Annotated in this window: 15 protein-coding genes and 3 pseudogenes; 12 read left to right on the top strand and 6 right to left on the bottom strand. The window is 70.0% G+C overall.

Going from position 1 to position 20144, the window contains the following annotated elements; translation table 11 throughout:
* Positions 1-541: 541 nt before the first annotated feature.
* The 3 genes and pseudogenes from ACSHWO_RS06250 to ACSHWO_RS06240 form a co-directional block, all read right to left on the bottom strand.
* Positions 542-881 (bottom strand): annotated as a pseudogene (locus ACSHWO_RS06250) (hypothetical protein).
* A 27-nt stretch (positions 882-908) separates the two neighbouring features.
* Positions 909-1466 (bottom strand): annotated as a pseudogene (locus ACSHWO_RS06245) (IS5 family transposase); the annotation flags it as partial.
* A 24-nt stretch (positions 1467-1490) separates the two neighbouring features.
* On the bottom strand, positions 1491-2330 hold the full coding sequence (locus tag ACSHWO_RS06240) for an IS5 family transposase (RefSeq protein WP_438310362.1): 840 nt from the start codon (positions 2328-2330) through the stop codon (positions 1491-1493).
* 245 nt (positions 2331-2575) lie between these two features.
* Between ACSHWO_RS06240 and ACSHWO_RS06235 the strand changes: the two genes are divergently transcribed.
* The 10 genes from ACSHWO_RS06235 to ACSHWO_RS06190 all read left to right on the top strand — a co-directional run bounded on the left by ACSHWO_RS06235 (position 2576) and on the right by ACSHWO_RS06190 (position 13425).
* A complete protein-coding gene (locus ACSHWO_RS06235; RefSeq protein ID WP_438310361.1) occupies positions 2576-2848 on the top strand; it encodes a hypothetical protein in 273 nt (90 codons plus the stop codon).
* Positions 2849-3152: 304 nt separating this feature from the next.
* Positions 3153-3899 (top strand): IPT/TIG domain-containing protein, encoded by a 747-nt coding sequence (locus ACSHWO_RS06230; RefSeq protein WP_438310360.1) that lies wholly within the window; start codon positions 3153-3155, stop codon positions 3897-3899.
* A 195-nt stretch (positions 3900-4094) separates the two neighbouring features.
* A complete protein-coding gene (locus tag ACSHWO_RS06225; RefSeq protein WP_438310359.1) occupies positions 4095-5108 on the top strand; it encodes an IPT/TIG domain-containing protein in 1014 nt (337 codons plus the stop codon).
* A 216-nt stretch (positions 5109-5324) separates the two neighbouring features.
* On the top strand, positions 5325-5831 hold the full coding sequence (locus ACSHWO_RS06220; protein ID WP_438310358.1) for an Ig-like domain-containing protein: 507 nt from the start codon (positions 5325-5327) through the stop codon (positions 5829-5831).
* A gap of 658 nt (positions 5832-6489) precedes the next feature.
* Positions 6490-7497: an alpha/beta hydrolase gene (locus ACSHWO_RS06215; RefSeq protein WP_385804819.1), complete on the top strand. Its 1008-nt coding sequence runs from the start codon at positions 6490-6492 to the stop codon at positions 7495-7497.
* 7 nt (positions 7498-7504) lie between these two features.
* A complete protein-coding gene (locus ACSHWO_RS06210; protein WP_438310357.1) occupies positions 7505-8752 on the top strand; it encodes a glycosyltransferase in 1248 nt (415 codons plus the stop codon).
* 302 nt (positions 8753-9054) lie between these two features.
* Positions 9055-10281 carry an ABC transporter substrate-binding protein gene (locus ACSHWO_RS06205; protein ID WP_438310356.1) on the top strand — a complete coding sequence of 409 codons (1227 nt, stop codon included), beginning with the start codon at positions 9055-9057 and terminating at the stop codon, positions 10279-10281.
* Positions 10282-10354: 73 nt separating this feature from the next.
* Complete coding sequence (locus ACSHWO_RS06200) at positions 10355-11314, top strand: carbohydrate ABC transporter permease (protein ID WP_385804816.1); 960 nt, start codon at positions 10355-10357, stop codon at positions 11312-11314.
* A complete protein-coding gene (locus tag ACSHWO_RS06195; RefSeq protein WP_361092445.1) occupies positions 11314-12147 on the top strand; it encodes a carbohydrate ABC transporter permease in 834 nt (277 codons plus the stop codon). The genes ACSHWO_RS06200 and ACSHWO_RS06195 overlap by 1 nt, the downstream gene beginning before the upstream one ends.
* Before the next feature lie 90 nt (positions 12148-12237).
* Entirely contained in the window at positions 12238-13425 is a 1188-nt protein-coding gene (locus ACSHWO_RS06190; protein ID WP_438310355.1) for an ABC transporter ATP-binding protein, read from the top strand.
* A gap of 173 nt (positions 13426-13598) precedes the next feature.
* Here ACSHWO_RS06190 and ACSHWO_RS06185 read toward each other — a convergent pair.
* Both ACSHWO_RS06185 and ACSHWO_RS06180 read right to left on the bottom strand, forming a co-directional pair.
* Positions 13599-13853 (bottom strand): annotated as a pseudogene (locus tag ACSHWO_RS06185) (D-alanyl-D-alanine carboxypeptidase); the annotation flags it as partial.
* Positions 13854-15085: 1232 nt separating this feature from the next.
* Positions 15086-17155 carry a phosphocholine-specific phospholipase C gene (locus ACSHWO_RS06180; RefSeq protein ID WP_438310354.1) on the bottom strand — a complete coding sequence of 690 codons (2070 nt, stop codon included), beginning with the start codon at positions 17153-17155 and terminating at the stop codon, positions 15086-15088.
* Between the two features lie 219 nt (positions 17156-17374).
* Here ACSHWO_RS06180 and ACSHWO_RS06175 point away from each other — a divergent pair, with 219 nt between their 5' ends.
* Positions 17375-18316, top strand: a complete 942-nt coding sequence (locus tag ACSHWO_RS06175; protein ID WP_438310353.1) for an NAD-dependent epimerase/dehydratase family protein — start codon at positions 17375-17377, stop codon at positions 18314-18316.
* A 16-nt stretch (positions 18317-18332) separates the two neighbouring features.
* Here ACSHWO_RS06175 and ACSHWO_RS06170 read toward each other — a convergent pair whose 3' ends face one another.
* Positions 18333-19391 (bottom strand): aldo/keto reductase, encoded by a 1059-nt coding sequence (locus ACSHWO_RS06170; protein WP_438310352.1) that lies wholly within the window; start codon positions 19389-19391, stop codon positions 18333-18335.
* Between the two features lie 95 nt (positions 19392-19486).
* On the opposite strand from ACSHWO_RS06170, the gene ACSHWO_RS06165 reads away from it, so the two are divergent.
* Positions 19487-20143, top strand: coding sequence for a TetR/AcrR family transcriptional regulator (locus ACSHWO_RS06165; RefSeq protein WP_438310351.1), 657 nt, complete (start codon positions 19487-19489; stop codon positions 20141-20143).
* Position 20144: the final 1 nt, after the last annotated feature.

Here is a 20144-nt window from a genome sequence, read left to right as displayed (position 1 = left end):
CCGTGGGCCCACCTGCGGAACAGGCGCGACCGCACGTCCAACACGGAGGTGTACGGGACACTGGTCAGCACGCATCGCGATCACAGTGAGTGACGGGCGTTTGCGGGGAATGGCCGATTCGCTGGCCTCGCACCTTCGTGGAGCGGCCTGTCGAACAGGTGGTCAGCGAAGCAGGAAATGCCTCTGGCCAGCGAGAATGAGGGCCGAAGTCCTGTTCCCGCTCCCGGCGGAGGCGCTTTGCTGCTCCGATCGAGTGACGCGGCAACCTGGGGCTTGCGGCATATGCCGGGTCCTTGCGTTACTGGATGTATTCCAACCACTGGGCAGCCCGTACCGCTCGGGAAACGTGGTACCGGGGTTGACTGCCCCCTCCACACGTGGGGAGGGTTGCAGGTTCGCCGGGATCACGATGGGCATCCCGAGAGGGGTTGGATCGCCAGTCGGTGCCGCTTGCGCGGTGCCGACTGGCCTGTTTTCTGCTGACCCTGCAGAGCGAACTGTTACGGGTTCGGTGGAGAATCAGACGCGTCTAGGTCGTGTTTCAGGAAGCGCGGGCGGCTAGCCACTTGGTGAGGTCGCCCGCGATGCGGTCAGTGCTGGTCTCGACGGTCACGTCGTGTTCGCGGCGCGTGGTGTCGCGGCGGACGACCTCGTATCCGCCCTCGTCCAGGACGGCGACAGAGGCAAACCAGACAGGGGCGTCCTGGTCAGGCTGGATCACGACGAACGTGTTATCCGAGTCGTTCAGGTCGCCGATCAGGGTGAACAGGGCGTTCTCGGACGGGTCGTCGACGTGGTCGCCGTTCTCGCTGTCGGCGCAGTGGTACCTGGCGGCCCGAAGCCCTCCCCAAAGATGTGCTGCCCAATGCCGTGATCAGCATGGTAAGGCCGTGCGGGCATCCGCTGATTCACAGCCACTGGTGGATCGCCGCGATCTGGACGGCCGCCTCGAACCGGACGGCGAGCTCGTCATACCGGGTCGTGACAGCCCGGTTGCTTGTGGCGGCTGATTGCGCAGTCGACCGCGTGGCGGGCCTTGTGGTCCTCCCGGTCGAAGGCCGGCGGTCGGCCACCGGCCCGGCCGCGGCGCTTGCGGTTGCGGACACGGGACGGCCACCGCCGACCTTGGGCACGGCGCTCGCTTCGAGGACCGGTTCGAACTGCGGACTGTCACCCCGCTGACCCGCCGTGACCAGCAACGACAGCGGCTTCTGCCCCTGCTCGCAGGCCAGATGGATCTTCGTGGAGAACCCGCCCCGCGACCGGCCCGGCCCGTCATCCTCCGGCTCGGCCCCGACCCCTCCGGGGGGCTCCTTCTGCCCGGCCCCGTCCCGGCGGGCACCAGCCGCGTGCTGATGGGCCCGGCAGACCGTGGAGTCGACGTTCACCTCCCACGTGATCAGCCCGGCCGCGTCAGCCCTCGCCTGCAGCAAGGTGAGAATCCGGGCCCACACACCCTCTAACTGGGTGTTTCATCCCTGATTTGTGGATCATGTTCCGCGCCAGGTCGGGGTGGTTTCGTTGGTCAGTCGGCGGGTCATGAGGTTGATCATTGCGACGTGGATCACGGCTTCGGAGCGGGCTGGGAGGGCTTCGTAGTCGCGGGCGAGGCGGTGGTGGTTCATGAGCCAGCCGAAGGTTCGCTCGACGACCCAGCGGCGGGGCTGGACAACGAATCCCCTGGTCGTGGGGTCGCGGCGGGCGATCTCGACGTCGATGCCGAGGGTCGCCCCGTGTTCGATGACGGCGGTCTCGTAGCCCATGTCGGCCCAGGTCTTGCGTACGGTGGGGTGGTCGGCGGCGACCGCGGTCAGCAGGTGCTGGCCTGCGGTGCTGTCCTGGACGCTGGCGGCGGTGACCAGGACGGTCAGCAGGAGTCCGATGGTGTCGGTGACGATGTTCCGCTTCCGGCCGGCGATCTTCTTACCGACGTCCACGCCCTGGGTGGCGGACGGGGCGTTGGTGGAGGTCTTGACGCTTTGCGAGTCGATGATGCAGGCCGTCGGCTCCGGATCGCGGCCCTCGCTGGCGCGGACCAGACGACGCAGGAGCCCGTTGAGCTGCTCGAACACGCCGTCGCGTTGCCATCGGGCGAAGTAGGCGTAGACCGTTTGGTGGGGCGGGTAGTCGTGCGGCAGGTAGCGCCGGGGGATGCCGGTGCGGTCGACGTAGAGGATCGCGTCGAGGAGGTCTCGCAGGTCGTGCTCGGGCGGCCGGCCGAAGGCGAGTGCGCGTGCGGTCCGGGCCTGGCGCCAGGCTGTCAGGGTTGGTTCCACCAAGGCCCAGCGGGCGTCGGACAGGTCGCTCGGATATCGTCGACGATCCGTCATAACGACGGCATACTGCGGAATCGCCGCTCCGGCCAGGGTCCGCGGGAGTAGGCAGACAGATGCTCTCCGGCCTGGCCTTTTGGAATGAGACAGAACGAAGTGCACGGTTCCGGCGGACATGCGCGCGCCAGCGACACTCCTGCCACCACAGCTTCCGGAGTCACCGCAGCAGAGCCGATCACACACCCCGCGAACCGGCTTGAAACGGCGATTTCGGAGACGAAACACCCAGTAAGGGCTGAGTCATGGCATGGCCTTCCTCCTGCTCGCTTGAGTTGCGTCGACGTGCGGTGCGTATGGTCGCCGAAGTGCTCGGCGACCACCCGGCCGAGCCGGCCGCGCTGAAGGCCGTCGCCCAGAAGCCGGGAGCCGGTACGGCCGAGGCACTGTCCAAGTGGGTGCGGCAGGACCAGACGGGCTCCGGCCGGCGGCCGACCGCGAAACCCCGGCTCGCGCCCGACCACCGAGATCTCTGCCGAAGCCGGACCGGTTCAGAGATCGATGGCGTACGCCGGTGACATTCAAGCGCCCGTGTGGCGCGCTCAGCCATCCAAGTGCATTGATTGACGCCTTGTCAGCGATATGGCCGTGTGGGTTACTTGAACCAGCGAACCGGTGGGCCGCCCATCCCATGGCCGGGGATCACGATAGAGGGCGGTGTCTGCCGGTTCTTCCTTTGTGCTCCTACGAGGGAACTCCGTTGACCCGGCGGCACGGTTCAGCCGTCCGTCCTCCCGTGAGGGTCTTCCGCGAAGGTCGGCCCGGCGGTCCCCCGGTTCCGCTGTGTCCTCTGGCCCCGTCCTGTCAGCGAGGAGTCTCTCCATGCCCATCTCTCCGAACCAGGGATCCACCGGCGGCGGCACACTGGTGACCATCACCGGTGCGAACCTGTCCGGCACCACCGCCGTCACCTTCGGCACCAAGCCGGCCACCAACGTCACCAACGTCTCGCCGACCCAGGTCACGGCTGTGTCGCCGTCGGGCTTCGGCAGCGTCGGGGTGACCGTGACCACCCCGGGTGGCACGAGCAACCCGATTCCGTTCTTCTACGTCGGAGCCCCGTTCAAGTCCACGCTCCAGCCGCTGTCCGGCGCCCTCGCGGGCGGCAACACGGTCACGCTCAGCGGTGTGGGGCTGGCGACGGCCACCAGTGTGTCTTTCGGTGCCAACACCGCCACGCCGACGGTCCTCTCCGACACGCAGCTGACCGTCACCGTGCCGGCGGGCGCAGCGGCGGGCCCTGTCGGAGTGAGCGTGACCACCGCGGGCGGGACGCACAACGGCATGTCCTACACCTACGTGGACGTCCCCACGGTGACCGCTGTCACGCCGACCTCGGGACCGACGTCCGGCGGTACCGGTGTGACCATCACCGGCACCAACCTCGGCACCACCGAGTCGGTCACCTTCGACGGCAACCCGGCACCGTTCTCCGTGGTGAACTCCACCACGGTCTCGGCGGTGACCCCGCCCGGGACCGCCGGCGCAGTCGACGTGGTGGTGACCAACCCGGCGGGCTCCGTCACGGCCGACGACGCGTTCACCTACGTCGCGGCTCCCGGCATCTGACCCTCAACCGCGCTGCCGCCCGGTCTTCACCGGGCGGCAGCGCGATCGTTGTTTCCCGCCCTCCCCGCCGTCCGGCCACGTGATCCTCAGTGGGCGGACGCCCCCATCCGCCGAAGCCAGACGCGACGGTTCCCCCGGCGCCGGATCGGCATCCGCGTCAACCGGGTTTCGTCCAGGCTGCCTAGGAGCATCCTCATGCCGCCCACGATCAATACCATCAATCCCTCGCAAGGGCCGACCACCGGGGGTACCACCGTCACCCTCACCGGCACCGGAATGACGGGGTCCATCGCCGTACGGTTCGGCAGCACCAACGCCACCTCCTTCACCGTCAACTCGGCCACCCAGATCACGGCTGTGAGCCCGCCCTACGCCGCAGGTGCGGCGGCGGTGACCGTCGTCCATCCGACCGGCACCAGCAACTCGGTGATGTTCACCTATACAGCGGCGCAGGTGCCGGTGGTCACGGACATCGCGCCCAACAACGGTCCGACGTCGGGCGGTACCAGTGTCATCCTCACGGGAACGGGGTTCACCGGCGCCACGGCCGTGAAATTCGCCGGCGTCCCGGCGACGTCGTTCACGGTGAACTCGGCCACCCAGATCACCGCCGTAACCCCTGCCGGAAATGCCGGAGCCGCTGCCGTGACCGTCACGACACCGGCCGGCACCAGCGCCCCGGGCGCCTTCTTCTACGTCGCGCCTCCCGTCCTGAACAGTGCCGATCCCGCCCAGGGCCCGACGGCCGGAGGCGCGGTGGTCACACTGACCGGGAGCAACCTGCTCAATGCCACTACCGTACGGTTCGGCAGCACCAACGCCGCCTCTTTCACCGTGGTGTCAGCGACACAGATCACAGCCACCGCCCCGCCCGGAACGGGCAGTTCACCGATCACGGTGATCACATCGGGTGGCACAAGCAACCCCGTCGCGTTCACCTATGTCGCCACACCCGCCCTGACAGCACTGGTGCCCATTGCCGGTCCGACGTCCGCGGGCACCGTGGTGACCCTCACCGGCACGAACCTGGCGACCGCCAAGGCCGTCACTTTCGGGGGCACGGCCGTCTCGTTCACCGTCGTGTCGGACACACAGATCACGGGGGTCGCACCCGCGGGACCTGCAGGTCCGGTTACTGTGACCGTCACCACTGCGGGTGGCACCAGCCCCGGGCTGACCTACACCCGGAAAGCCCAGCCCGGCATCTGACACCCGGACAGCGGGGAATGGAAGCACGCCGCCCCCCGCACCTCGTACGGCCCTTGTGCCGCTCCCGCACTCGTCTGCCGACGACCGGTTCAGGCGGTGATCCGACCAGGCTACTTGCGCGCGCCGCCTTCCCGGAAGGCAAAAGGGGTCGCCATAACGTGAAGCTCCACGGCGCCGGCAACCCGCCGGCCCGCGACAGAACGAGGAGTTGAACCGGTGAGGATCACACAAGGAAGAACGAGACTGGTCTTCGTCACAGCCCTGGCTGCCGTGCTGGGGCTGGCCTCGCCCGCCTGGGCCGTAGCGTCGGGCACCACCGTGACGGCCACTCCGCAGTCCGCCGCGGCGGGCGCTCCGGTGCAGCTGGTGGCCACGGTCGACTGCCCTGCCGACCCCGCCGGCGGGCTCGGCGTGACGTTCTTCGACGGCAGCGACCTGCTCGGCACCGTGCCCGTGCACGCCAACGGCCAGGCCAGCTACACCGCCACGTTCGCCACCGCCGGCTCGCACAGCATCACCGCCGCCTACAACGGCAACGCGGAGTGCGACGCCTCCCACGACACCACGACCGTCCAGGTCACGTCCGCCCCGACGCTGCCCGCCCCCGGATTCTGTCTCCTCGTCTGCGGCGGCCTGATCAACTTCTCCGTCGGTGACATCAACAACACCGTCAACATCTCCGAGGGCACGTACAGGGCCCAGGTGCAGCGACACCTCCGCTAGCGTCCGGCCCCGGGAATCCGTCGAACCAGTAGGCTGCCGCCATGGTCAGGGGCGGTACATCGTTCGGCTCTGACGAGACTTTCGTAGTCGTTGATCGTCTTCTCGGTTCCGGCCTCGGTGGGTGGCCCGTTCGGGGCAGGCTGGTGGAGTACGGCGTCGAGTTGACGGCGCTACTTCCCCCCTGGCTTCGGTGCTGTTCGAGGTGGTGGAGACAGGCAGTACTGCGAGAAACGGGCTGCTCCAAGACCACGTTCGTCGAGCAGGTCCCGGGCTGACGCTGCTACAGCGGCGTACCCCCGGTGCTGCAGAAGGCGATCGCGGCGGTCGCGTCGGCTCCGGCCGGGAGAGCCGGGGCCCGGCTGCTGCTCCCCCTGCACGGAAGAGCCCGCCGTGGGCGAGCGTGCCGACCCGCTCGTTACGCATCCCCTGCCCCCAGTAGGGGTGCCCCCAGTGCTCGGTGCTGACGACTTCACCATGCGGTGAGGCCGCCGCTACGCCACGATCCTGAACGACGCCGCAACCTGCGAGCGCGTCGACGCGCTGCCCGACCGAGCCGTTCGTTGGACAGACCCGGAGTCCTGGCGACGCTGTGCGGCTGTACGGGCTACTGGCCTCCGTTGAACGGAGTGTCTGGTGGTGATGACCAGCGCATTTCGTCATGCTCCCAGCTGTGTGGGTCACTTTTCTGAAGTACGCAAGAACGTATCTGGTGTGCCTTTGGCTCGCCGCCGCTCTCCTCTCGACCGAGGCGCACGCAGCTGAGCGGAGCCCGGACGGCACGTCCGGGCCGCACCACGCAGAGGCTCGTGTCACTGCCGTAACAGTCATCGACGACCGGATTCACGATCTCACGGTCCGTTCTCCGGCGATGGGAATGACGATCCCGGTCCGCGTCATCCTTCCAGCGAGCTGGAAAACAAAGCCGAAAGCCACCTTTCCGGTTCTCTACATGTTCCACGGCGGAGACGACGACTACACGTCCTGGGTGCGCGAGACGGACGTGGAAGAGTTGGCGAGGGACTCCGACGTGCTCATCGTCATGCCGGACGCCGGAAGGGCCGGCTACTACAGCGACTGGTTCGCCGGTGCTCCCCGCTGGGAAACTTTTCACACCGGCGAACTCGTGAGGCTCATGGAGAAGAAGTACCGTGCGGGCCCCTCACGGGCCATCGTGGGACTGTCCATGGGAGGCTTCGGCGCCCTCAACTATGCGGCGCACAACCGGGGGATGTTCCGTTACGTGGCCTCAATGAGTTCTTACGTGGATCTGAACGATTCTGCCGTGCGCCTGGAACTCTCACTCGGCACCTGGAGGGAGGGAATCGACATCAGAGAAGTGTGGGGCGATCCGGTGGACAACGCCGAAGTCTGGCAAGCCCACAACCCCGCTGCCATGCCGCGTTCGTTCCGCGGAACGCACGTCCACCTGTCCGCGGGCAGCAGCAAGCCCGGACCGTTGGACACGGGACGCCCACACGATGTGCTGCTGGTGAGCATGCTGGGCGAGGCACCGCTGTCGAAGCAGACCAAGAGATTCGCGCGGTCGCTCCGCTCGGCGGGTGTAGACGTCACGACGCACGTGTACACACCGGGGACGCATTCCTGGCCGTACTGGCAGAACGAGTTGCACGCCATCTGGCCGACGGTCATGAAGTCACTCGGGTAGCGGTTTCATGCGGACAGTGGTGATCTTCGCCGCGGGGTCCCGCGGCGACGTCCAGCCCTGCCTGGCCCTGGGGCGAGCACTGCTCCGTCGGGGCGACACGGTAAGGATCTTGGCCAGCGTCCGCTACGGGCGTCTGATCGCCGAGGCGGGCCTGGACCTCCATCCCCTTCCGGTCGACCCCGCGGAGATCATCGAGTCCGCAGAGGGGCAGGAACTCCTCGCCGGACGACGGAACCCGGTGGCGTTCATCCGCCGCATGGACCGGGTCCTGCGGCCCTGCATCATGCCGATGCTGCAGGAGACGCAGGCCGGTGCGGAGGGAGCCGACCTGGTTCTGGCGCCGACCTTCAGCTTCCTCGGAGTTCACCTGAGCCAGTACCTCCGAGTCCCCCACGCTGTAATCCACTTCCAGCCGAGCCAGCCCACGAAGGCCTTTCCGCACCCGTTCGCACCGGCTGCACGGATGCTGGGGGGCGTGGGCAACCGGCTCAGTTACGGTGCGGTCGACCTCGGGTCCTGGATGGTGTTCCGGCGGTTCGTCAACGCATGGCGCCGGGAGAGCCTCGGCCTCCCGGCGCTCTCCCTATCGGCCCCCTTCCGGCAGGTTCGCCGAGCCCCCGTGCTGTGTGCGTTCAGCCCGACGGTCGTACCGCGGCCGTCCGACTGGGGACCGAACGTCCACGTCACCGGCTTCTGGCACCATGACCAGCCGCTGTGGAAACCCCCACGGCGACTGCTTGCCTTCCTGGCCGACGGCCCCCCGCCCGTCTACGTCGGATTCGGCAGCATGAGGACCGGCGACCCCGAGGCGACCGACGCCCTCGTACGGACGGCCCTGCGTCGGGCGAACCTGCGCGGAGTGCTGCCAGGGGACCCCGCCACCAGCGAGGACGACGTCCTCGTGGTCGGCGACACCCCCCATGACTGGCTGTTTCCCCGGATGGCCGCTGTCGTCCACCACGGCGGGGCAGGCACCACGGCCTCGGCGCTGCGCGCCGGAAGACCATCCCTGGTCTGCCCGTTCTTCGGGGACCAGCCCTACTGGGCCGCACGGGTGCACGAGCTCGGCGCGGGGCCCGCGCCCCTGCCGGTCCGTGAGCTCACCGCCGCCGCCCTCGCCCAGCGCCTGCAGGCCCTCACCCGGCACGCTTCCTACGCTGAGGCCGCGCGTCGGCTCAGCCGGGCACTGGAAGCCGAGGACGGCATCGCTCGGGCCTGTCAAGTCCTGGAACGGTACGGGGTCGGCTCTGGGTGACGGGTGATCAAAACGTCCTCGAACGCTCCCGTCGGAGAACGCGGTGTCCAGGCCCGACGTGCGGACCGTCTCGGCCGGCAGCGCCGCCCGGGCCTACGAGACGACGGGGCGGCGATATGTGCTTGATCTTGACTTATGCGGCATTTAGTATCTGCCGGGACGCGAACGCTGCGAGGCCCGAGCCCCGTGCCACCGTCCGGAAGCGAGGTGTGGAGCGCGTGCACGCGAGGTGCGGCTGCCGGCCGGTTCCGGGTCGGAGGGGAAGTCGCAGAGGGACGCGCTGGCTGCGGGCGTTCGCCGTGATGCCGTTGCTGGCGTCGGTGCTCTCCGCGTGTGGCGGTGACGAGGGCTCCGGCAGGCCGACCCTCAACTGGTACAACTTCCCCGACGACTCCGGTGCGCTCCAGAAGGCGGCCGACCGGTGCAGCCGGGCGTCGGGCGGCCGCTACCGGATCAGCTACAACAGGCTCCCGCGTGCCGCGGACGGCCAGCGCCAGCAGCTCGTACGCAGACTCGCCGCCGAGGACGACTCGCTCGACATCCTGGGCCTGGACGTCACCTGGGCGGCGGAGTTCGCCGAGGCGCGCTGGATCCGGGAATGGACGGGGGCGGCGAAACAGCAGGCTGTCGAGGGCACCCTGCGCGTACCGCTGCAGACCTCGACCTGGAAAGGCAAGCTGTACGCCGTCCCGTACAACACCAACACCCAGCTCCTGTGGTACCGCAAGGACCTGGCGCCCACCCCGCCCAGGACCTGGGCCGAGATGCTGGACATGGCCGGCGCCCTCGCCCGGCAGGGCAAACCGCACTTCGTCGAGATCCAGGGCGCCCAGTACGAGGGCCTGACCGTCTGGTTCAACACCCTGACCAACAGTGCGGGCGGCTCCATCCTCAACGCGAGCGCGACCGGGCCCTCCCTCGGCCCTCCTGCCGTGCGGGCCGCGGGGATCATGCGTGAACTGGCGAATTCCCCGGCCGCGAACCCCTCCCTGCCCAACCAGATGGAGGACCAGAACCGCCTCGCCATGGAGGCGGGGACGGCGGCCTTCGAGCTCAACTACCCGTTCGTCTATCCGTCGATGAAGGCGAACAACGCCGAGCTGTTCAAGAACTTCCGCTGGGCGCCGTACCCCCGGGTCGACGCGAACCGTCCGGCACGGCCCACCATCGGCGGCATCGATCTGGCTGTGAGCGCCTACTCGCGCCACCCCGACCTGGCCTTCGAGGCGGCGCTGTGCCTGCGCAACCGGGAGAACCAGCTCACCGCCGCGATCGAGGGCGGTCTGCCGCCCACCCTGCGCGCCCTGTACGACGAGCCCGCGTTCATGAAGGAATACCCCTTCTCCGAGGCGGTGCTGGCCGCCCTGGAGTCGGCGAGCGTGCGCCCGCTCACCCCGGCCTACCAGAACGTGTCGATCGCGGTTTCCCACACGCTGTCTCCGCCGGCCGGGATCGAGCCGGAGAGGTCCGTCGACACCATCAGGGAGCAGATCGACGATGCCCTGCGATCCGAGGGTGTGATCCCGTGAACCACCACCTCCTCCCGCCCCGCTCTGCCGGCCGGCGCCGCAGTGCGCGGGCCTCGTCCTCGGGCGGCCCGACATGAGCACGCGAGCGCAACCGGCCGGAACCCTGCCGCCCCCCGCGGCGAGCACGCAGCAGGCGGGGCCGGACCGGGCGGCACTCTCGGCGGGCGCCAGGCAGGAGAGGCGGCTCGGCTGGCTGCTCTGCGCGCCCGCTGTCGTCGTCATGATCGCCGTGACCGCCTACCCCATCGGGTACGCCGTCTATCTGTCACTGCAGCGGTACGACCTGCGCTTTCCCGGACGAGCGGAGTTCGTGGGCCTGAGCAACTACGGGGCGGTGCTGTCCTCCCCGTTCTGGTGGGACGCCTTTTGGGTCACCCTGTTCATCACTGTCGTGTCCGTGGCGATCGAACTGGTCCTCGGCATGGGGCTCGCCCTGGTGATGCACCGCACGATCTTCTGGCGCGGCGTCGTCCGCACATCGGTCCTCGTGCCGTACGGGATCGTCACCGTGGTCGCCGCCTTCTCCTGGCAGTACGCCTGGACCCCGGACCTCGGATACCTCGCCGGGCTGTTGCCCAGCGGAGAGGCGCCGCTGACCGAGCACTGGCCCGCCCTCTGGCTGATCATCCTCGCCGAGGTGTGGAAGACGACGCCGTTCATGGCCCTGCTGCTGCTCGCGGGCCTCGCGCTCGTCCCCGAGGAGACCTTGAAGGCGGCCATGGTGGACGGTGCCACCGCCTGGCAGCGCTTCACCAAGATCATGCTGCCGCTGATGAAGCCGGCCATCCTGGTGGCACTGCTCTTCCGCACGCTGGACGCGTTCCGGATCTTCGACAACATCTACATCCTGACCGCCGGCGCCCAGGACACGGGCTCCCTGTCGATCCTCGGGTACGACAACCTGTTCACCGCGTTGAACCTGGGCATCGGGTCGGCGATCTCGGTACTGATCTTCATTTGTGTCGGGGTCATCGCCTTCGCCTTCGTCAAAATGTTCGGCGCCGCCGCACCCGGCGCGGAGACGAAGCGCTGATGGCCGCGGCAGGAAGGACGCATGCCGCCCGATGGGGCGTCGTGAACGTGTTGGTGGTGCTGTACGCGCTGTTCCCGGTGTGGTGGATCGCCGCCCTGTCGTTCAAGGACCCCAGCACCCTCACGGACGGCGACTACATCCCCAGGGACTGGACCCTGGAGAACTACCGGGGCATCTTCGACACATCCGAGTTCACCCGCGCACTGATCAATTCGATCGGCATCGCCCTGATCACCACGGTGATCGCGGTGGCGCTCGGCACCATGGCCGCGTACGCGGTGGCCCGGCTGCGCTTTCCCGGCAAGCAGGTGCTCATCGGCATGTCGCTGCTGATCGCCATGTTCCCGCCGATCTCCCTGGTGTCACCGCTGTTCAACATCGAGCGGATCGTGGGGATCTTCGACACCTGGGTCGGGCTGATCATCCCGTACACGGCCTTCTCCCTGCCGCTGGCGATCTACACCCTGTCGGCGTTCTTCCGGGAGATCCCCTGGGATCTGGAGAAGGCCGCCAAGGTCGACGGGGCGACGCCCGCGCAGGCCTTCCGGATGGTCATCGTGCCGCTGGCCGCGCCGGGCGTGTTCACCACGGCCATTCTCGTATTCATCTTTTGCTGGAACGACTTCCTGTTCGCGATCTCGCTGACTTCCACCGAGTCCGCGCGCACAGTACCGGCCGCGATCGCGTTCTTCACCGGGAGCTCCCAGTTCCAGCAGCCCACGGGGTCGATCGCCGCCGCCGCTGTGGTCATCACCGTCCCGATCATCGTTTTCGTCCTGTTCTTCCAGCGGCGGATCGTCGCCGGACTGACCTCCGGGGCAGTCAAGGGGTGAACGGGCCGACCGCGGCAGACGGGCCACCGGTCCGAGACATCGACCGCAGTGCTCGGACCCCGGAGGAATGAAGGCAAGGAGGCACCATCCATGGCCGAGATCATCCTTGAGGGAGTCACCAAGCGCTTTCCCGACGGGGCCCTCGCCGTGAAGGACGTGGACCTCGAGATCGCCGACGGCGAGTTCGTCATCCTGGTCGGTCCGTCCGGATGCGGCAAGTCCACCACCCTGAACATGATCGCCGGACTTGAGGACATCACCGAGGGCACCCTGCGCATCGGCGGCCGAGTCGTCAACGAGCTCGCTCCCAAGGAACGCGACGTCGCCATGGTGTTCCAGAGCTATGCCCTGTACCCGCACATGACCGTCCGGGAGAACATGAGCTTCCCGCTCCGCCTGGCCAGGGTGGACAAGGACACCATCAACGCCAAGGTGACGGAAGCCGCCCGGATCCTCGACCTGACCGAGCACCTGGACCGCAAGCCCGCCAACCTCTCGGGCGGTCAGCGCCAGCGGGTGGCCATGGGGCGGGCGATCGTCCGTGATCCCAAGGCGTTCTTGATGGACGAGCCGCTGTCCAACCTGGACGCCAAACTCCGGGTACAGATGCGCACTCAGGTCTCCCGGCTGCAGCGGCGCCTCGGTACGACCACCGTGTACGTCACCCACGACCAGACCGAGGCGATGACACTCGGGGACCGCGTCGTGGTCATGAGGCAGGGCCTGGTCCAGCAGATCGGCACCCCTGCCGAACTGTACAACTCGCCGCGCAACATCTTCGTCGCCGGTTTCATCGGCTCCCCGGCGATGAACTTCCTGAACGCCACTTTGGAGGACGGTGCCCTGCGCTCGCCCCTGGGCGACCTGGCCCTCGACGACCGTACGAGGCAGGCGCTGGAAAGACGGAACGCGCCCCGCGAGGTCATCGTAGGGCTACGGCCGGAGGCATTCGAGGACGTCGCCCTGTCACAGGACCGGGACCGGACGGGCCCGGTCTTCACCGCTACCGTGGAGGTGCTGGAGTCGCTGGGCTCCGATGCGTATGTCTACTTCACAGCGGAGGGGCGGCCGGCGACGACCACCGAGCTGGAGGAGCTCGCCAAGGACTCGGGCCTGCGCGACACCGGCGCCGACACCCATCCCGTCGTGGCCCGCCTGGACGCCGCCACGCGTGCCCGGGAAGGCGATCCGATAGAGCTGCAGGTCGACATGGCCAAAGCCCACGTGTTCGACCCGGCGACAGGAGCGAATCTCAGCCATCCGGTGGGGGCGGACTGACGATGCGCCACGCAGGGCTGCCCTCGCCACGCAGACGCCCGCACCCCAGCAGCTCGGCCGGGCCCCGGTCGGCTGCTGTTCACGGTCGGTCTCCGACACCTTCCCGGACCCCGGCCGCTGGGGTCCGTGTACGTGGTGTCCTTCATCCCGAGATCCCTGGCAGCGGCGTTCATCTTCTCCACGAACGCGGCCTCGGAGTCGCTGCCGCTGTCCCAGCGGGCCAGCAGCCGGGCGGCGTTGTTGCCCGACGGGATCATCAGCATCTTGAGCATGTCCTGCTGGCTGAACTTCGACCCGGCCGTGAGCCCCTTGATCCGGGACTCGTTCTCGGAGGTGCCCTCGGCCACGGCCTTCGCGTCGACCGTGATCTCGGGACCGGGCTCGTTCTTGCGCAGGGGGTGGTCCTTGAGGATCACGTAGGCCGTCATCACCTTGGCCACGCTGGCCGTGGGGACGGGCTTCTGCTCGCCGAACGTGCCGATCTCGCCGGAACCGGGGATGCGGACCGCGCCTTGGCCCTTGGCGGGCCAGGGGACGGAGAACTGCCCGTCGACGGTGCGGCTGGCCTCGGCGGCGACGAGCCGGGGGGCGGGGAGCGGCCGCAGCAGCTGGGCGCCGGCGTATGCCCCGGCGAGGACCAACAGGATCGGCGTCCACACCTTGACGCGGCGCACCGCGGTCCGGCGGGGGGTTTTCCGGCGGGGGAGGGGTGTTGGTGAGCTCGGCCAGCAGATCCAGCGGTGCCTTGGGCGTCGTGGGGGTGGAGGCCTGCGGGGCGAGCGGTCGGCCTTCCGTCTGGCCTCGGCTTCGGGCTGGGCTACGGGGCTGTCGCCGGACGTGGCGGCGCCGCGCGCGGGCTGCGTGCCACCGGTCGGCCTGCGGGCTTCGGCTGCGATGTCGGCGTGGCTGTCGGCCGAGGACCGGGCCTCCGCCCCGCTGCTCGCGGCTTCGTTGCCTGCTGCGGCAGGGGTGGCTGCGAGCGGCGGCGCCGCGCCCACGTGGTCGCCCCCGGGATCCGTCTTGTGCCGGACGGTGTCGCGGGCAGGCTCGGGCCCGTCGGACTCGGCCCTGCTCTCGGGCTCGGCGCCCGGTGCACCAGCACCGCGGGTGAGGAGCGCGCCGTCGGCGTCGGTCTCGGCCGTGTTGTCGGCCGGCGGCAACGCCACGGCAGGCGCGACTCCGGTCTCGGCGACATCCGCGGTGACCGGGTCCGTTGGCGCGTCGTCAAGGCCCGCCCCAGCTGCGGTGACTCTCCCGGGCTCCCGGTCGTTCGCAGAACCGCCCGCCACCGTCATCGCCTTCATCGGCGGACGCCGGCCGCGGACGGTCAGGGTCGCCCGCCCGCCTGACCGTGCGCACGCTGTGCGGCGAGTGCACGGTCCGCACCGCCGCCCGGGTGTCCGTGCGCTGGTCAGACCGCACCGCCCGGCGCCTGCTCCTCCAGGACACCGACGGCCGGCACGCCGAGACCGACCCCGGCGTGCCGTTCGCCGATCCCCGCATGGGCCCCGGTTCGGCACCGACGCGCGGGCCCCGCGCGGCGCGGCGCGCTGCGGTACGGGGCGTCCGCGCTGCGGCGACTGGCCGCACGCGTCTACGGGGAGGCAGCCGAAGACCGTGTTGGGGGCCGCCGGACTCCGGCTGACCTCGTGCCAGGTCGTCAGGACGACTGGTCGGTCAGGATCGCCGGGTCGGAGAAGCCGGCGGCGCCGGTTTCGACCTTGCCCGCGAAGCGGCGCACGAAGTCCGGAGCCCCGGACGCGGTGACCGTCACGTCGTACCAGCGGCGGCTGTTCTTCAGCGGGACGCTGTGCGTGACCGTGGTGCCCTTGGCGACCGTGAGGCGCTTCGGGTCGCCGCCGTAGGCGTTGGCGACCGTGAGGATGGCCGTAGAGCCGCCGGCGTTGGTGCAGGTGAGGTCCAGGTTGCCGGTGGCGGCGTTGTGCCGGGCGGTTACCTCCGGGCCCGGGGTGGTGCCGGGGTTGCGGAAGCGGCGCAGGAAGCCGTTGGGGCCGTGCACGGTCAGGTCGGTGACTCCGGCCGAGTAGCGGGTGTTCCAGGTGTCCGCGATCGACTTGCCGGCCTCGGCCGTGTACGTCCAAGGGGCGTCGGTGCGGTTGCCGGAGGTGACGTAGAACTGCGCGCCCAGGTCCGGGCCGGCGCCGAAGGCCAGCCGGAACTTCCCCTCGCCGGTGAGGGCTGTGCCGTCCACGTACGGGGCGTACTTCAGCGGGCGGGTGGGGCGCAGGCCCCTCTCCTGGCGGGGCATGCTGCCCACCGCCGGAGGGACGGCGTGGAAGTCGGGGTGGCGCTCGCGGTCCTGCGGCTGCCAGGCGCCGGTATCGGGCAGCCGGACCTCGCCGGTGTCCTTGCGGGCGAAGTCGAAGGCGGAGGTCAGGTCACCGCAGACGGCGCGGCGCCAAGGCGAGATGTTGGGCTCCAGGACGCCGAAGCGCTTCTCCATGAAGCGGATGACCGAGGTGTGGTCGAAGGTCTCGGAGCAGGAGTAGCCGCCGGTGCTCCACGGGGATACCACCAGCATCGGCACGCGCGGGCCCAGGCCGTACGGGCCGGCGACGTAGCCGGGCTTGCCGCCGAAGACGTCCAGCGCGGTGGGCGTGGTCGACAGGCCCTGGCCGGCGTCGGTGGGGGCGTACGGCGGGACGACGTGGTCGAAGAAGCCGTCGTTCTCGTCGTAGGTGATGAACAGGGCGGTACGGGCCCACACGTCCGGGTTCGAGGTGAGGGCGTCCAGTACCTGTGCGATGTACCAGGCGCCGTAGTTGGAGGGCCAGTTGGAGTGCTCGCTGAAGGCTTCGGGGGCAGCGATCCAGGAGATCTGGGGCAGCTTGCCGGCCTGGACGTCCGCGCGCAGCCGGTCGAAGTAGCCTTCGCCCGCCTTGGCGTCGGTGCCGGTGCGCGCCTTGTCGTAGAGCGGGTTGCCTGGCTGGGCGCCCCGGTAGTTGTTGAAGTAGAGGAGCGAGTTGTCGCCGTAGTTGCCGCGGTAGGCGTCGTTGATCCAGCCCCAGGAGCCGGCCGCGTCGAGGCCGTCGCCGATGTCCTGGTAGACCTTCCAGGAGATGCCGGCCGCTTCGAGGCGCTCCGGGTAGGTGGTCCAGCCGTAGCCGAGCTCGGCGTTGTTGAGGACCGGGCCGCCGCCCTTTCCGTCGTTGCCGGTGTGGCCCGACCACAGGTAGTAGCGGTTGGGGTCGGTGGAGCCGATGAACGAGCAGTGGTAGGCGTCGCAGATGGTGAACGCGTCGGCGAGGGCGTAGTGGAACGGGATGTCCTCGCGCGTCAGGTACGCCATGGTGGCGGGCGTCTTGGCGGGCACCCAGTTGTCGTACCTGCCCTTGTTGAAGGCGCTCTGTCCGCCCGCCCAGTCGTGGTTGAGGCCCTGGAGGAACTCCATGCCCAGATCGTCCGAGGGCGGCCGGAACGGCAGGGTCTCCTTGCCCGCGTTGTCGGCCTGGTGCCAGACGGACTTGCCGCTGGGCAGGGTCACCGGGCGCGGGTCGCCGAAGCCGCGCACACCGCGCAGCTTGCCGAAGTAGTGGTCGAAGGAACGGTTCTCCTGCATGAGCACGACGATGTGCTCGACGTCGGCGATGGTGCCGGTGGTCCCCTGCGCGGGGATCGCGGCAGCGCGCGCGATGCTGTCTCCCAGCATGCTCAGGGCGGCGGCGCCACCGGTGAGCTGCAGGAACCGGCGGCGGTTGAGTTCTGCCATGGCGGATGACCTCTGCGGTTGAGGGGGTGCGGAGCGCCCCCAGCACAGCGGGCCCGGGGGACAGGAGAGGGAGCCTGGCGTGACCGCGGGGGATACACCAGGCGAACGGCAGCCGGATTCCGCAGGGGTTCGGCCACATACTGCCGCCGCCCGCCCGCCGGTGCCATGCCCGATCGCACCTGACGAGACGTCAAATGATGTCGCGCTAGGGTGAGTACGGTGAACCTTCATGTTGTCGTGGGATTCGGGCCCGCCGGAGCCGCGACCGCCCGGCTGCTGGCCGCGCAGGGCAAGTCCGTACGGGTCGTCACCGCGTCGGGACGCCGCCCGGAACCCGGAATCGAGCACGTCGCGCTCGACGCGCGGGACGCCGAGCGGCTGACCGAGGCCGCGAAGGGCGCGGCCGCCGTCTACGGCTGCGCCGCACCCCCCTACCACCGCTGGGCGGGCGAATGGCCGGCGCTGTCCTCGTCGCTCTGTGCCGCCGCCGAGGCCACCGGGGCCGTCCTGGCCGTGCTCGGGAACCTCTACGGCTACGGTCCGGTGGACGGCCCCCTGACCGAGCGGCTGCCGCTCGCGGCGACCGGCACCAAGGGGCGGGTCCGCGCCGCCGCCTGGGAGCAGGCGCGGAAGCTGCACGAACAGGGCCGCATCAGGGCCGTCGAAGTGCGGGCCTCGGACTTCTTCGGACCCGGCGTGACCGACGGCGGACACCTGGCGGCCCGGGTCGTGCCGGCGCTGCTGCGCGGCAGGCCGGTCTCGACCCTCGGGGACCCGGACGCCCCGCACAGCTGGACCTATCTGCCCGACGCGGCCGCCGCCCTGGTGGAGGTCGCGGGCGAGGAACGGGCCTGGGGGCGCGCCTGGCACGTCCCGACGGAGCCCGCGCTGTCCGTCCGCGAGACGGCCGGCCGCCTGGCCGGGCGGGCGGGGACGGGGCCGGTCGCGGTGCGCAGGCTCCCCGCGGCCGTGCTGGCGGCGGCCGGGCTGTTCTCGCCGCTGCTCCGCGAACTGAAGGAGGTCCGCTACCAGTTCGACGGGCCGTTCGTGGTCGATTCCCGTGCCTACGAGGCCCGGTTCGCGGTCCGGGCCACGCCCCTCGACCGGCAGATCGAGGCGACCGTGGACTGGTGGCGCGACCGCCTCGCGCCCCCCGGCTGACGGGCGGCCCGGGTCCTTACGCGGCCCTGCCCGGGGCCGGAGCCGTCAGGGAAGGGTTGAGGCGCGCGAACCCCTCCTGGCGCTCGTACGGGAAGTAGGGGTAGGGCGCCGGGCGGTGGCTGACGGCGTCCAGGCGCGCGCTCTGCTCCGGCGTCAGGCTCCAGCCGACGGCCCCGATGTTCTGGCGCAGCTGCTCCTCGTTGCGGGCGCCGATGATCACGGAGGACACGGTGGGCCTGCCGAGCAGCCAGTTGAGGGCGACCTGGGGCACGGTCCGGCCCGTCTCCTGCGCCACGTCGTCGAGCACGTCGACGACGTCGTACAGCAGGTCGTCGTCGACCGGCGGGCCGTAGCCCGCGGTCGCGTGCAGCCGGCTCCCGGAGGGCAGCGGACTGCCCCGGCGCACCTTGCCGGTGAGCCGGCCCCAGCCCAGCGGGCTCCACACGAGGGCGCCGACGCCCTGGTCGCTGCCGAGCGGCAGCAGCTCCCACTCGTAGTCGCGGCCGATGAGGGAGTAGTACACCTGGTGGGCGACGTACCGGGGGAAGCCGTGGCGGTCGGCCGCGGCCAGGGACTTCATCAGCTGCCAGCCCGCGAAGTTGGAGACGCCGACGTAGCGGATCTTCCCGGCGCGCACGAGCCGGTCGAGGGCGGACAGGACCTCCTCGACCGGGGTGGCCGCATCGAAGGCGTGCAGCTGGAACAGGTCGATGTGGTCGGTGTCCAGGCGCCGCAGGGCGTCCTCGGTGGCCCTGATGAGGCGCGACCGGGAGGTGCCGGCGTCGCCGGGGCCGTCCCCCAGGGGGAGGCCGGCCTTGGTGGACAGCAGCACCCGGTCGCGGCGGCCCCGCACGGCCGCTCCGAGGACGGACTCCGAGGCGCCCGCCGAGTAGACGTCGGCGGTGTCGAAGAGCGTGATCCCGGCGTCGATGCAGATGTCGACGAGGCGGCGCGCCTCGCGGACGCCGGTGTTGCCCCAGGCTCCGAAGAGCGAGCCCTCGCCGCCGAACGTGCCGGCGCCGAAACTCAGGACGGGAACGGTGAGACCGGAAGTGCCGAGCTGCCTGTAGTCCATGATGAGCCCCCTCAAGACTGTTAACGGAACTGTGGACCCCTTAAGCTGTTCCCACCGTAACAGCTGGAGCGTGCTAATGGAACTGGAGGACCGTTATGGTGGATGAGGGCGCCGTGGAGCCGGGCACGCTGCGGCCGGGCGGCCGCACGGCCCGGGTACGGGCCGCGGTTTTGCGCGCGGCCGGCGACCTGCTGGCCGAAGCCGGATTCGACCGGCTGGACCTGGCGGAGGTGGCCCGGCGCGCGGAGGTGGGCAAGACCACCGTCTACCGCAGGTGGGGGACACCGTCTGGGCTCGTAGCGGACCTGCTGGGCGACATGGCCGAGCAGTCCGCGCCCCGTACCGAGACGGGCTCGCTCGACGGCGACCTGCTGGCCAACGCCGGCCTGGTCCGCCGCACCCTGGCCGACCCGCGCCAGGGCCCGCTCTTCCGGGCCGTGATCGCGGCCGCCGGTACGGACCCCAGGGCAGCCGAGGCCCTGCACCGCTTCTACGCCGTACGCGTGCGGGAGTGGGCGCCGTGCGTCCGGCAGGCGGTGGACCGCGGCGAACTGCCGGAGGGCACGGACGCTGAGGAGGTCATCCGGTTCGTCTCCGCGCCCCTGTACTACCGACTCCTGACGGCCGGCGCACCTCCGGACGCGGCCGCGGCCGAACGCGCCGCCCGCGCCGCCGCAGCGGCCGCCCGCGCAGGCGTCTTCACCTCACCGGGACCGGGGGCGGCGGCGGTGGCGGGTGCTGCGGAGGACTGAG

It is taken from the genome of Streptomyces pallidus (ex Mingjun et al. 2026) (assembly GCF_051550185.1).
Classification (GTDB): Bacteria; Actinomycetota; Actinomycetes; order Streptomycetales; family Streptomycetaceae; genus Streptomyces.
Note: the sequence above shows the minus strand (reverse complement) of the source record. Positions and strands in the feature narration are given on the sequence as shown.

Excerpts from the sequence above, each read along its gene's own strand:
- ACSHWO_RS06205 (WP_438310356.1), top strand. The coding sequence starts at position 9,055 with ATGCCGTTGCTGGCGTCGGTGCTCTCCGCGTGTGGCGGTGACGAGGGC.
- ACSHWO_RS06170 (WP_438310352.1), bottom strand. The coding sequence starts at position 19,391 with ATGGACTACAGGCAGCTCGGCACTTCCGGTCTCACCGTTCCCGTCCTG.
- ACSHWO_RS06190 (WP_438310355.1), top strand. The coding sequence starts at position 12,238 with ATGGCCGAGATCATCCTTGAGGGAGTCACCAAGCGCTTTCCCGACGGG.
- ACSHWO_RS06165 (WP_438310351.1), top strand. The coding sequence starts at position 19,487 with ATGGTGGATGAGGGCGCCGTGGAGCCGGGCACGCTGCGGCCGGGCGGC.
- ACSHWO_RS06210 (WP_438310357.1), top strand. The coding sequence starts at position 7,505 with ATGCGGACAGTGGTGATCTTCGCCGCGGGGTCCCGCGGCGACGTCCAG.
- ACSHWO_RS06225 (WP_438310359.1), top strand. The coding sequence starts at position 4,095 with ATGCCGCCCACGATCAATACCATCAATCCCTCGCAAGGGCCGACCACC.
- ACSHWO_RS06235 (WP_438310361.1), top strand. The coding sequence starts at position 2,576 with ATGGCATGGCCTTCCTCCTGCTCGCTTGAGTTGCGTCGACGTGCGGTG.
- ACSHWO_RS06200 (WP_385804816.1), top strand. The coding sequence starts at position 10,355 with ATGAGCACGCGAGCGCAACCGGCCGGAACCCTGCCGCCCCCCGCGGCG.
- ACSHWO_RS06195 (WP_361092445.1), top strand. The coding sequence starts at position 11,314 with ATGGCCGCGGCAGGAAGGACGCATGCCGCCCGATGGGGCGTCGTGAAC.
- ACSHWO_RS06180 (WP_438310354.1), bottom strand. The coding sequence starts at position 17,155 with ATGGCAGAACTCAACCGCCGCCGGTTCCTGCAGCTCACCGGTGGCGCC.
- ACSHWO_RS06230 (WP_438310360.1), top strand. The coding sequence starts at position 3,153 with ATGCCCATCTCTCCGAACCAGGGATCCACCGGCGGCGGCACACTGGTG.
- ACSHWO_RS06215 (WP_385804819.1), top strand. The coding sequence starts at position 6,490 with ATGCTCCCAGCTGTGTGGGTCACTTTTCTGAAGTACGCAAGAACGTAT.
- ACSHWO_RS06240 (WP_438310362.1), bottom strand. The coding sequence starts at position 2,330 with ATGACGGATCGTCGACGATATCCGAGCGACCTGTCCGACGCCCGCTGG.